8 protein-coding genes and 2 tRNA genes are annotated in these 13,041 nt (G+C 42.0%); 6 read left to right on the top strand and 4 right to left on the bottom strand.

Going from position 1 to position 13,041, the window contains the following annotated elements:
• The first annotated feature begins 125 nt into the window (after window positions 1–125).
• From AC5FX4_RS11265 to AC5FX4_RS11250, 4 genes are all read left to right on the top strand, one after another.
• On the top strand, window positions 126–1,478 hold the full coding sequence (locus AC5FX4_RS11265) for an MATE family efflux transporter (RefSeq protein WP_493606480.1): 1,353 nt from the start codon (window positions 126–128) through the stop codon (window positions 1,476–1,478).
• Window positions 1,453–2,457, top strand: a complete 1,005-nt coding sequence (locus tag AC5FX4_RS11260) for a DUF3080 family protein (RefSeq protein ID WP_493606479.1) — start codon at window positions 1,453–1,455, stop codon at window positions 2,455–2,457. Before AC5FX4_RS11265 ends, AC5FX4_RS11260 begins: the two co-directional genes overlap by 26 nt.
• A gap of 97 nt (window positions 2,458–2,554) precedes the next feature.
• Window positions 2,555–2,631: transfer RNA gene (locus tag AC5FX4_RS11255), tRNA-Val, on the top strand.
• 19 nt (window positions 2,632–2,650) lie between these two features.
• Window positions 2,651–2,727: transfer RNA gene (locus AC5FX4_RS11250), tRNA-Val, on the top strand.
• A gap of 70 nt (window positions 2,728–2,797) precedes the next feature.
• On the opposite strand, the gene AC5FX4_RS11245 is transcribed toward AC5FX4_RS11250, so the two are convergent.
• From AC5FX4_RS11245 to AC5FX4_RS11235, 3 genes are all read right to left on the bottom strand, one after another.
• A complete protein-coding gene (locus AC5FX4_RS11245) occupies window positions 2,798–4,675 on the bottom strand; it encodes a M6 family metalloprotease domain-containing protein (protein WP_493606478.1) in 1,878 nt (625 codons plus the stop codon).
• Window positions 4,676–4,980: 305 nt separating this feature from the next.
• Window positions 4,981–7,254, bottom strand: a complete 2,274-nt coding sequence (locus AC5FX4_RS11240; RefSeq protein WP_493606477.1) for a S8 family serine peptidase — start codon at window positions 7,252–7,254, stop codon at window positions 4,981–4,983.
• A 336-nt stretch (window positions 7,255–7,590) separates the two neighbouring features.
• Window positions 7,591–8,499: a patatin-like phospholipase family protein gene (locus AC5FX4_RS11235; protein ID WP_493606476.1), complete on the bottom strand. Its 909-nt coding sequence runs from the start codon at window positions 8,497–8,499 to the stop codon at window positions 7,591–7,593.
• A 219-nt stretch (window positions 8,500–8,718) separates the two neighbouring features.
• Between AC5FX4_RS11235 and AC5FX4_RS11230 the strand changes: the two genes are divergently transcribed.
• Together AC5FX4_RS11230 and AC5FX4_RS11225 are read left to right on the top strand one after the other, a co-directional pair.
• A complete protein-coding gene (locus tag AC5FX4_RS11230) occupies window positions 8,719–9,417 on the top strand; it encodes a substrate-binding periplasmic protein (RefSeq protein ID WP_493606475.1) in 699 nt (232 codons plus the stop codon).
• 138 nt (window positions 9,418–9,555) lie between these two features.
• Entirely contained in the window at window positions 9,556–10,653 is a 1,098-nt protein-coding gene (locus AC5FX4_RS11225) for a serine hydrolase domain-containing protein (RefSeq protein WP_493606474.1), read from the top strand.
• Between the two features lie 68 nt (window positions 10,654–10,721).
• Here AC5FX4_RS11225 and AC5FX4_RS11220 read toward each other — a convergent pair whose 3' ends face one another.
• Entirely contained in the window at window positions 10,722–12,905 is a 2,184-nt protein-coding gene (locus AC5FX4_RS11220; RefSeq protein WP_493606473.1) for an OsmC domain/YcaO domain-containing protein, read from the bottom strand.
• Window positions 12,906–13,041: the final 136 nt, after the last annotated feature.

Below are 13,041 nucleotides of genomic sequence, written 5' to 3'. Positions count from 1 at the left end.
AGCAAACTTGTTAACGTCAGAAGTCTCGTTTGTATGACTTTATGATTTGTTTTTTGCTTTAGCTTTTACTCGCTATCGTAGCCAAGCCTCGGTTATAATTGTCTTTTTTCTCAGGCGTTAGCGGTATGAAATTTAGTCATTGGGAAGCAAAGCGTCTGCTGCAACTTGCAACCCCTGTTTTCTTTGCGCAAATAACATTGGTACTTATGTCGGTGGTCGATACCATTATGGCAGGTCAAGTCAGTGCAAATGATCTCGCTGCTCTATCTATAGCCACCGGGCTTTGGAACCCACTGGTTTTTTCACTGCAAGGGATATTACTTGCCCTAACCGGTATTGTGGCGCATTGCCATGGAGCCAAAGACAATGCCAATATTCGCTATTACTTTCAACAAAGCCTTTATCTCGCGCTCGTGTTAACTCTTGTTAGTTTGCTGCTCGCTATGTTGACACCTTTGGTTTTTGAGCGACTCGGTACGACAGAGCAAATCACCTCACTTTCTTACCAATACATCGACTTTGTAAAATGGGGAGTGCTCGGATTTTTGCTATTTTCCATATTTAGAAATGCAACTGAAGGTGTAGGCCTAACTAAGCCCGCATTTTATATCAGTTTAATTGGCCTTATCGTTAACGTCATTGCAAACTACATTTTTATTTATGGTAAATTTGGCATGCCGGCATATGGCAGTGCAGGCTGTGGATTAGCAACTGCGCTGGTGTTTTGGGCCATGGCAATTGCACAATGGATTTACTGTTCAAAAAGCAAAATCATGCGCTCGTTTAATCTCATGTCAGGTTTTGTAAAACCACAGCTTTCAGGAATCACTTACGTTGCAAAACTTGGACTGCCCATTTGTTTAGCCACGTTTTTTGAAGTAACGCTATTTGCGTGTATTCCTTTATTTATTGCCGATCTTGGGCCGATTGCTGTATCTGGTCACCAAATTGCCGCTAGCGTAACAACAATTTTATTTATGATGCCATTGAGCTTATCCATGGCGATTGCTATTAGGATAGGTAATCTTTCAGGTCAAGGCGATTATGACCAATTAAAAACCGCGATTTCAACCAGTTTTTGTTTAGCGGCTTTAATTTCAGTTTTTGTTGCACTAATCACGTTTTTGGGAAGAAACAGTATTGCATGGTTGTATACAAACAATACTGAAGTTACAGTGCTCGCTTCTGGGATCATTGTGTTAGCGTGTATTTATCAGCTCCCCGATGCGCTACAAGTCGCGGCAAATGGCGTTTTAAGAGGCCTTAAATATACTAAGCCTATTAGCTATATCACTTTTTTATCTTATTGGGTGATAGGATTTACGCTAGGTTTTATACTAGCTAAAACTAACTTATTAGTCACAGCGCTTGGTCCAAAAGGGTTTTGGATTGGTATCATTGTGGGTCTTTCTTGCGCTGCGATTATGCTTTTATTAAGCGTGAGGTCTCGTCTTGAGGTTATGTTATCTTCTAATTAGTGCCCTTCTGTTACTGAGCGGTTGCAGCCCTGCGCCAAGCGATGTGTATATCGAATATCAGCATCGCTTGGCCAATGTATTGACCAGTGAGCCTCTCGACTTTTCGCAAATAGAACCTCTAGCGCTTTACAACGCTCAAAAGCCAGCTTCAACGGTGACTATTTCAGTGTTGGAGCTGGCAAGCTTAGATCACTGCGCGTTAATGAACACAGTTGCGAACAACAATAATCAGCTTGGCAAGGTTAGAAAGCCCAGCGAGCAGCTCAAATACGCGCTTTACTTTATTAAACATACAACATTGTGTATTAACCACCCTGCCACTGACAACGCAACGCTTCGCGCTAAACTAGAACTCGCCCTAAAAGAAAAACAAAGCACCTTAGACAAGTACTTTGAATACATGGTGTTTAATGAACGAGAACTGGCCAAAATGTCTCGCCTTTCTAGCCAAGAAGTACAACTTGAAGATCACAAAGAAGGTGAAAACCGCACGCTCGAAGCGCTAGAGCAGCTCACCTCGATATATCAGCGTATTTTAAACAAAGACGTAAACGATATAACCCCTGAGCTAATCACACTATCTCTTGAAAAACTCAATAAAAACCACTTCGTTGCCAGCCTCATCACTTCCGCTCGCAAGCAAATAGCGTTAAACCAGCAAACAACGCAATGGTTGAACACACTTTCTATGGATGAAGATATTTGTAAACCCAATGAGAATAAACAACGAGCCGAGTTCCTAAGCAATATTTTCCAGCGCTTTTATCTAGAACAACTTCAAGCGTATCAATCAAAATTGGTGGTTATGCTACAGCGAGTGTCTCCCCTACTGGCTGAGCTTTGGCAGAGTCAGCCCGAATTAAGTAGCAAGTTTGATATAGAAAGTCGTGATTCTTATTATCAGCAATTAAAACAAAGTGCTGTCAAACACGTAACATGGTGGCAAGACTTTTATAAAACGTGCAAAATACGACCTTGATGAGCAAAAAAACTGCAAACAAACAAAAATTTAGCAAACTCGCTTGATCCACGCTGCGACTCGCTATATATTGTCCGCCGTTGCCAAGCAACATTGTACGACCGTAGCTCAGTTGGTTAGAGCACCACCTTGACATGGTGGGGGTCGGTGGTTCGAATCCACTCGGTCGTACCAATTCTAAAAAGTGTATAATACAACCGTAGCTCAGTTGGTTAGAGCACTACCTTGACATGGTAGGGGTCGGTGGTTCGAATCCACTCGGTTGTACCAACTCCCTAAATTAGAAAAATACGCATGAAGTACTCAATTAAGTGCACTCCACGCTTCGCCTTTAAGTTTATTACTTGGTCAAAGTTAAACGATAATCACCAGCGCCCGAGTACGAATACACAAGTACACGGTAATAACCATTTGCTGCGTTGTAAGTGATTGACTCGTTAGATGTCGGAGTTTCTGAAATAGCTGCTTGCGTCCAGCTACCGTTCCACTTTTCTAGTTTTAAGTCAAAGTCAGCATTGGCTGGGCCTTCAAGCACCAATTCAATAGTGCCACCAGCATACTGGAACCAACTGCCATCGGGCTGAATCGCTTGTTGTCCATTTGATAAATAGCCGGTGTAAACAGTACCAGGATCGGGAGGGGTTACATCGCCAGAGACTGTGAACGACATGGTTTGTGCCGGATCGCTAATATTGCTTATCGATAAACCAGAGTCACTGCCGTTCCACCACAGCGCGTTAGTACCACGACTGCTTAAACTATTGGGTAAAGTCGCTGAGAATTCACCGGCAACATCATATAAATCCGATGCATCTCCCCTATTCACTTTGTTTTCTGGGTCGCGATTACCATCGGCATGTTCCATTTGAATGTATGGGTGCCATTCGTTAGAGTTATTCCCTGCGTTATCCACGTGCCAAATTGCTAAACCTTGATCAAGCTGCTCAGAGTTTTGCCCCGACTTATGAATCGCCTCTATATAGAATGCTTCGTTACGATTACTTGGATTGGTCCACTTATATGACGTGTTTGAGCCCGACGTATGCGTTAGCTGACCTTTGGGCGCATTGGCGTTAATTGCTGGGTTTAGCTCAGTCACGGTGTCCCACCCTGCGATATTTCTAAAATGTGCTACTGGCGGAGTTGGCTTGTACTTGTTTGTCTCGCCAATGGCACCAAAGCCCATTACTCCAAAACTCGCGACAGAACCTTGTGAGCTACCATCGTAATCATACAGATCAGGCCAATTGGTGATCAAATGCCCAGATTCATGTACAAACGTTCCGATTGCTAAACTTTCTCGCATATCAGTGATTTGGTATCTATCAGTACACACGCCATCGGCACAAAAACGCGGACTCAAGCCCGCCATATGTGGCCACAGCCCTTTTGACCAACTGCTATCAGAATTACCCGCATAAAAGATGTTTAAGCCTTTAATTTGACGGCTTGAACTGACTGAAAGCGTTGAAAAATCAAAGCCCTGCTCGTATTCAAGCCAGTTTAGTGCTTCTTTAATTAGCTCTTGAGAACGCACCGTAGAGCTATATCTGTCATCGGCATAATAGGCTTTATTGTTCTTTGCGGTGTAATAGGCGGTGACTGTATTCGTGTAATCAAGTTTGCCTGCTGACACGCTTCTAAAATAGCCACGCACCGATTGCGCATTGCCAAAGTCGTTGTAATTGAGATCATTCAAAAACGATTCAACTTGCGATTTTGTAATCGTGCCACGCTCGTCAGGAAAGTCGATAATAATCGTTAAGCCCTTGATCTGCCCAGTGCTAAGCGTATCAACATCACTTTGAATGCTTGCGCGCGTGCTACCTTGCATTGCAGGCTGCTCGCCTAACATTCGGCGTTTTGCTTGGGCCACCTTATTAGCAATAGCTTGCGTGGTTAACTTTCGGCTTGCTTGCTTTAATTTAATGCCGCGCTGTTGACGATTACTTGCCAATACACCCGTCGATACAAAGTCACTACCATCTTCAGACACCGTTGCATACGCTAAACCATTAACCGTTTCGTCATAGATAACAAATTGCCCATCTTGAGTGGTTTGTACCGCGAAATAATCATTACCTTCTAAGTTGATGGTGATCACTTCGCCATTAGGCTGAGTATATTGATATTGATGATCTTTATATGGTATTGCCGCGTGCCCTAAGGCAGTAACAAACGCCAGTGGTGCGAGTGCAAATTTTGTAAACCTATACATGTTGTGTTCCTATTTTACGTTTGAAAGGAAACACATTATTAACATCTTAAAAAAGAGACAGCAACAAAAACGCGCTGTATAACTTTTGCTCTATTATAACGCTTTGCTATATGGTGGATGAAAAAAATTCAATCAACTCTTAGTGTTGCCTGAGTACTGTAACAACCGATTTTTGAGAACACGAAACGTTATTCAAACAAACTAAAGCATACAGGTGCATAGAAAGCACTCATGGGCCGTTCCCGTTTCACATGCAATAAAAAAAGGCCGCTACAAGCGGCCTTTGGTTAAGGTTAATTAATAAATTATTGTGGGTTAGCAGTTACGTTTAGAGTGATACCGCTAGATGCTCTGTAACCATAGATGTCGATGTACCAAGTACCTGACTGAGGGTTAGTGAATGAGCATGATTCATTGTTGCTGCTACTTTCAGATTTACAATCATAGCTAGATGTTGTTGACTGTGCACCGCGAGTAACAAACAGATCCGCATCACCTGTACCACCTGAAATCGCCACATTAAGGTCTGCGTAGCCTTCTGCTAGGTCGATTGTGTAGCGAGTCCAACCGCGACGAGAAACACTGATGTCAGTTTTAACTTCGTTAATTGGCTGTGTACCTGGGTTTGTTGTGCCGCCATCTGTGTAGCTAGCAACTAAAGAAACACCAGAGAATGCGCTATAACCTTTCACCATCACATGGTAAGTACCACCAGACTTAGTTAAGTTACAGTTTTCCGCGTTACCGCCTTCATATGGACGACATTCGAAGTTAGAGTCGCTTGGCTTAGAACCAAACTGTGCGTAAAGGTCAGCATCACCTGTGCCACCACTCATGCTTACTTTAACGTCCGTTGCGCCAGCTGGTACTTCGAAAGTGAATAGAAGTTCTTCATCTTTTGCACCAGAAAGGCCCGTTTGCGCTACGCCATTCTCTAGTACACCACCTACTGGAGGCTCAACAGGACCACCTGTACCATCACAACCTTTCTCAGCAATGAAGTCGATAGCGTCTTTAGTTTGAACTAGACCGTAACCGAATTTAACATCACGACCTGTTGCACCTAAGTCTTGTGCTGTTGCTGTTAGTACTGCACGGATCTGCTCAGCAGTACAGCTTGGATGGTGACTCCATACTAGAGCCGCTACGCCAGCAACGTGAGGAGAAGCCATTGAAGTACCGCTCATCAAGCCGTAGTTGCTTGGGTCAAGGTTAACAGATGCAGACATACCAATGTTGTTCAGCATTTGTGCGCCGTCTGTGTCGCTTACAGTTACTGCTGGAATAGTCGTTTGGTTTGTGTCACCTAAAGTACCACCGAATGAACCGGCTGCATTGTTATAGATGATTGCGCCAACACCGCCACTGTCTTCACAGTTTTTCACTTTGTCATGGAACGAAATGTTACCACGTTGAATTAAACATACTTTACCGCTTGCACCACCATCTACTGATTCACCTGTAGCGAAATCATATAAAGGTGCATTTGCATTGCCTTGGTTTTCCATGCCGTTTGAAGCATATGACTGACCAGCAACAGACAATGAAACAACTGTGCCTAAACCTTCAGGGTAAGTTGATTGAATATCAACACCTGGCGCTGCAATTTCTACTTGGCTATTCTTTTGAGAGAAGTCAGCTAGATCTTTATTGCTATCAATCGCAGCTACCGACATAACTGAGTCGTATGAAGCAGGGTAGCTTTCAACGTCTGTTGTATTTGTTGGTACGCCGTCATTACCCGCTGCTGCGATAAGTAGCATGCCAGCATCAGCCGCTGCTTGGATACCGTTACGCTCAGTAACGCTTGAACCTTCACCACCTAGACTCATGTTAACTACATCAGCGCCTGCTGCTTGACACTTTTTGATTGCATCAACTAGCTCTGAAGAGTAACCCCAACCATCAGCGTTGAATACTTTAATGATGTGCATTGAAGGATCTGTACCAATCACACCGCGTACACCGATACCGTTGTTAAGCGCTGCAATTGTACCCGCTACGTGCGTACCGTGAGGACCACCGTGCTCATACCAGTTGCCCGTACCTGAATCGTTTGTACCAGAAACTGTTGCACCACGACTACCCATGTCTTCATGAGGCAGGTCTAGACCTGAGTCTATAACACAAATTTTCTTACCACCGTTCGCTGCAGATGCAACAGAGTCATCTACTAAATCAGCTTGAACCATTGAGATACCAAATGGCTGAGACTGAGACATCAAACGACGAGGTAAATCTTCTTCTACGTACTCAACTTGACTGTCATTGCGAAGTGCTTGTAACTGAGACTCGCTTAACTGAGCAACCACTGCATTAAGGCTTGCTTTATATTGCGCATTTTGAATGCCCAGCGTCGCCATACGATTTGCTGCAGTTTGTGGCATACGGCTTTGTACCGAAATACCCATCATTGCAGCGTTGTTGTTTTTGTATTTAACAATGTAACGTTTTGGAAGTGGTGACTCTGCTTTTTCTGCAGCTAGTTTTAGTGGTGCCGCCTGTAGTGATGCTGATACCGCTAGCGATAGCATAGTGGTAGCAAACAGCGCTTTATTATTATTAGTTACTTTCTTCATAGGAATAATCCATGTTTGTTATTATTTTCGTAATGAAATGTATCAAAAAACAAAATAATTAACACAAACAGTTTCATCTCTTTGTAAAGAATTGTTAATGAGGCTGTCACAAAAAACAGTGGAGTGCATACATATCAGTAACTTAGCAATTTTCACATTGTATTTATTTGTAAAGAGCTATTACTCAATAACGGGCCAAAGTCACAACAATGTACCCAATAAATTTACAAATGACGTCTGTAAGCAGTCTATTTCTCGCGCTAAAAACGGGGGTAATTCGTACAGAGTTAGCATAAAGTTAAAACAAAAATGATAACTTTATTCCTCATTGAATAATTATGACGATACTTTGCGCCATTGACGTAAAAAGTTTCTGCCTTGGCGCAAACCAAGTAAATAGTCGTATTGCAACATAGTGGTTGATGATCCCAATACCATACTTTGTAACGGCCTATTTGGCGCAATTTGCATAATTGTGACATCTGTCGGCGGGTTATTAATAAACTCAAGCGAATCAGCATATTGTGCCTGATGATAATCATATAACTCGAGCATCTTTTGTGACTGCTTCAATCGGCTCATTAAGGGCTTTAACCTGTCCAATAGAGGCATGTTGCCATTGTGATGCGCTTCAAATGTTCTCACTATCAGAATTTTTTTAGCGCCTTGCTGATATGCCCACTGCACAGGTAAGGGATCAGCCACTCCCCCATCCATATAAGTCATATCGCCCACCCTAACGCCGCCTTGGTATAAAAACGGAATTGCACTTGAGGCTTTTAAATGTTCAAGCATGTTGTCATGCCAAGTATGTAGATAGTGAGCCTGCAACGTTTCTGAATCGGTAGCAACTGCGTAAAACTCACTCTCTTTGAGTAAATTATGTGGGTCGGTGATTGTGCTTAATTGAGGGTTATGATGAACCTGTGAAAAGTACCAATCTAGATCGATGACTTTACCATCAGTAAAGAATTTGCTCGGATTAAAAAATGCATCGTGCGTAGTTAACTGCACAATGGCTTTATGGGCAAATTGGTGGGCACGAGCGGAAAATGCTGCCAAGTTTTGTGCTCCAGCAGATACACCAACTTTAAGATCAAAGGGCCAAAACCTCGCTTCTAAAAATGCATCAAGTGCGCCCGCAGTAAAAATCCCCTTTTGCCCGCCACCCTCTGCGACCAATGCATATTTTTCAGGCTTAGCGCTCAGCGCTAACTTTGCATTATATTCAAGTCCGGCTTGCATTAGTTTTACCCTCGAGTAGAAATCTCATCAACATGTCATGTTTAAAGCTAGATCTGATAAAAAAACCTTGGTAGCCTCTAACATGTAAACAAATAGTTTACGGGTTTACCCTTAAATCCTTAATATAATAACTGGGACCTTTCGCCAAGATTTAAACCTCTGACTACAGTTTAATAGTTAACTTTTCATGGAAAATGTATGCGGATATTTTCTCGTTGCATGACAGTGTTTATACTGGTCACGTTATCTAGTGTGGCCTATTCAAACACACCTATCAAAGTAGTCACTGAACATTTCCCACCATATCAAATAGTTAAAAATAACAAAGTCATAACAGGTAAAGCCTATCACATCGTTAACAGTGCGCTAGCACAAACTGATTTTCAATATGACATCGAAGTCATGCCATGGGCTAGAGCCTACGAATTAGCGCTCAAAGAGCCAAACGTGGTGATTTTTTCAATTGCGCGCACAAAGCCCAGAGAACAACTATTTCATTGGGTTCAAAAGCTAGGGAACTTAAAGTTTTATTTTTACTCCCCTAAAAACAAACAGGACGTAGAAATTGACAGTATCCATGACGCGCGTAAATACATTCAAGTTGCTGTGAGAGGCAGTTACGAGGCTGACAAATTAAAAGAACTAGGATTTAGATTGGATAGCAACTTAGTCCTCGTAAATGATTTTGAGCATGCATGGCGAATGGTTAACAAGGATAGAGCGCAAGCGATATATGCTTCTATTGTTCCGCCTAAAATCCTTCATACGAGTTTACACGGATTTAAGCGACACCCTCTTGTTGTTGATGAATTAGAATTATACATCGCAGTTAGTATCAAAACCGATCCAGCTACCGTTGACAAACTGTTGAATGCGTTTAAGAAAATGAACGCTCTAAGCGACGAAAACTCATTATAACAAGCAAATTCGCCCCAACTTACTCCGCTCTACGATTTATTCTAGGTGAACACTGTAACAAAAATATGGATCTAATATATTTCGGTACATAACCGTGATATGGTGCCAAAAAAATTACAATATCCGTTAAGGAAACAGATGAAGAAATTAGCTATTGGTCTTTTCGTTTTACTCAAGACAGCCACCGTATTCGCTAGTCAAAATATCAACACGCTTGTTAACGCAGAGTTAACCAATAAAAACATCCCCTCAATTGCAATATCCGTTATCTCTTTTGGAAAAATCGTACACATTGGCGCATATGGGCTTCGTGATGTGGAGAATAATAAAACCGCCAACATTGATACGCCTTATCACATTGCTTCTGTCAGTAAGACCGTAACCGGTATGGCCATTTTTCATCTTTTGCAAAATAACCGAGTATCTTTGCATGAAGACATCAATGTCTATCTTCCTTTTAAAGTAGTTAACCCACATCACCCAAATGACAAAATTACCATTGCAGAGCTTTTAAATCACACTTCAGGCATTCTAGACAACGAGCGTGTTTATTTACCCTATTGGTCCAACCCCGTTGGCGACCCAAAAGAGCGCTTAGAGTCGTTTTTAAAGCGTTATTTAGTTAAAGGCGGAAAACACTATTCATCCGAAAATTATGAAAAAATAGAAAACTACAAGGTTTACGATTACTCAAATACCGGATACGCACTGTTAGGTTTAATCATTGAACATGTTTCAGGCGTGAGTTTTAACCAATACCTCACCGCCAATTTGTTCACCGCTCTGAACATGACCAATTCATCATATTTATTGAGTCATATGAACGAAGATCAAGTTTCCAAAACATACAGCACCGCTGATGAGACATTGGTTTTTAAAGGTTTTAACGGCTATCCTGACTTTCCCGCAGGTTTACTCAGAACCTCTATAAGAGACTACACAAATCTAATTTTGGCATACTTCAACGCCAACAAAGGCACATTTCCATTAAAACAATCAACAACTTCATTGATGACGCCCAATATCAACATCAACGATAAAGATAAGTCTTTCACTTGGTTTTTGGATAAAGTAAATAGTACCCTGTACTACCAACACGGTGGTGCCGACTTGGGCGCGCGAGCAGAAGTGATTATGGAACCGACTAAAAAAAATGCCGTTATTATATTTACTAACTCGGAAGCAGATCTAACACCGTTGCTCAAACAAGTTGAATCTATGATGTTCAAAAATTAAATTTGGGTAAGGCTCTTGGCACAAAAAAACCAGCAAAATCTTGCTGGCTTTTTCATTTCTAATTTTGCTTAAGCTTTTGCTTTTTGTGCTCTTGCAGCGTGCAGCTTTTTATAACTATCTATCAAACGTAAATGCTTGTCTAGTCCATCAAGGGCCATATTCGTCTCAGTAAGACCATAAAAACGTGTATCGCCCATTACTGAACCGACAACGTTTTCCATCACTTCAACACCAAACATGCGCTCAAAGCTTGTCATATAATCTTCAAGCTCAAGCTCTTCATCCAAAGTGACTTCAAGCACTGCGTGAACCGCTTGGTAGAACAAACCACGCTCTACAGTGTTATCGTTGTACTGCAAGAAGCTTTCAACTAATTCAATCGCCTCTTCCAATTCACCTAACGCTAGGTAAATTAAAATTTTAAGCTCAAGAATCGTCAGTTGGCCCCAAACGGTATTTTCGTCAAACTCAACACCAATTAAAGTAATGATGTCAATGTAGTTATCAAGCTGGCTTTCTTCTAAACGCTCAACCAAGTTAACAAGTTGATCATCATCTAAACGATGTAAGTTCAAAACATCTTCACGGTACTGAAGGGCTTTGTTGGTGTTATCCCATATTAAATCTTCAACTGGATACACTTCTGAATAGTCAGGTACTAAGATACGACACGCCGTGCCTAAATCCGAAAATTCAGCCACATAGCACTCTTTGCCTAAGTCTTTTAAAATGCCAAATAAAGTGTCACTTTCTTCCTCGTTTGTGCCCGAGAAGTCCCACTCAACAAAATCATAATCGTACTTTGCACTGAAAAAGCGCCATGAAATAACGCCGGTTGAGTCAATAAAGTGCTCAACAAAGTTTTCAGGCTCAGTTACCGCCATGCTGTTGAATGTCGGCTTAGGGACATCGTTTAGACCTTCAAAGCTTCGACCTTGCAATAATTCAGTTAAGCTGCGCTCTAATGCCACTTCAAAACTTGGGTGTGCACCAAATGAGGCAAATACACCGCCCGTTTTTGGATTCATGAGCGTCACACACATAACGGGGAACTGCCCGCCTAATGAAGCATCTTTAACGACAACTGGAAATCCTTGCGCTTCAAGCCCTTCAATACCTGCAACAATACTCGGATACTTGTTAAGTACCTCTTGCGGCACGTCCGGCAGCACAATTTCTTGCTCGATGATTTGACGTTTTACCGCACGCTCAAAGATTTCCGATAAACACTGCACTTTTGCTTCGTTGAAGTTGTTACCTGCACTCATGCCATTACTTAAGAACAAGTTTTCAATCAGGTTTGAAGGGAAATAAACTGTCTCACCATCAGACTGGCGCACGTAAGGAATAGAACAAATGCCACGTTCAATGTTACCTGAGTTGGTATCGATTAAGTGAGAGCCACGCAACTCCCCTTCAGGGTCATAAATTTCGCGACAATATTCGTCCAAAATACCTTCAGGTAGTGCATCATCAACACCGGGCTTAAACCATTTTTCATTTGGATAATGAACAAACTCGCTGTTAGCGATTTCTTGGCCTAAAAACTGGTCATTATAGAAAAAGTTACAGTTTAAACGCTCAATAAACTCACCGAGCGCAGAACATAATGCGCTTTCTTTTGTTGCGCCTTTACCGTTGGTAAAACACATAGGCGACGCAGCATCGCGAATATGCAATGACCAAACGTTTGGAACAATGTTGCGCCAAGATGAGATCTCAATCTTCATGCCCAGCTCAGCTAGAATGCCTGTCATATCTGCGATGGTTTGCTCAAGTGGTAAATCCTTACCCTCTATAAACGTAGTTGACGATCCATCAGGCGTTGTCATCAACATCGCTTGAGCATCTTCATCTAAGTTTTCTACGGTTTCAATCTTGAACTCAGGGCCCGTCTGTACCACTTTTTTAACCGTACAACGATCTATCGAACGCAAAATACCTTCGCGATCTTTGTCTGAAATGCTCTCTGGCAACTCGACTTGAATTTGAAAAATTTGGTTGTAACGATTCTCAGGGTCAACAATATTGTTTTGTGACAAACGTATACCATCAGTTGGGATCTCACGAGCATTACAGTAAACTTTCACAAAGTAAGCTGCACACAAAGCTGATGACGCCAAGAAATAATCGAACGGACTCGGCGCTGAGCCATCTCCTTTATAACGAATTGGCTGATCGGCAATCACCGAAAAGTCGTCAAACTTAGCCTCTAATCTTAAGTTGTCTAGAAAATTAACTTTAATTTCCATTGTAAAATCCCATATTGCGCTAACCAAACACCTTCAAAGTAAAGGTCTGTCACTGGTAAAAAGTCATAGTAGCTGATTATCGGCTTTTTCAGCCGCAGTGTCTTGGGTAAATTGAAAAAAGCGTGATTTTAATCGC

Source organism: Pseudoalteromonas sp. ATL1, from assembly GCF_058933015.1.
Note: the sequence above shows the minus strand (reverse complement) of the source record. Positions and strands in the feature narration are given on the sequence as shown.

Coding starts and splice junctions, on each gene's coding strand:
- AC5FX4_RS11240 (WP_493606477.1), bottom strand. CDS start 7,254: ATGAAGAAAGTAACTAATAATAATAAAGCGCTGTTTGCTACCACTATG.
- AC5FX4_RS11230 (WP_493606475.1), top strand. CDS start 8,719: ATGACAGTGTTTATACTGGTCACGTTATCTAGTGTGGCCTATTCAAAC.
- AC5FX4_RS11245 (WP_493606478.1), bottom strand. CDS start 4,675: ATGTATAGGTTTACAAAATTTGCACTCGCACCACTGGCGTTTGTTACT.
- AC5FX4_RS11225 (WP_493606474.1), top strand. CDS start 9,556: ATGAAGAAATTAGCTATTGGTCTTTTCGTTTTACTCAAGACAGCCACC.
- AC5FX4_RS11265 (WP_493606480.1), top strand. CDS start 126: ATGAAATTTAGTCATTGGGAAGCAAAGCGTCTGCTGCAACTTGCAACC.
- AC5FX4_RS11220 (WP_493606473.1), bottom strand. CDS start 12,905: ATGGAAATTAAAGTTAATTTTCTAGACAACTTAAGATTAGAGGCTAAG.
- AC5FX4_RS11235 (WP_493606476.1), bottom strand. CDS start 8,499: ATGCAAGCCGGACTTGAATATAATGCAAAGTTAGCGCTGAGCGCTAAG.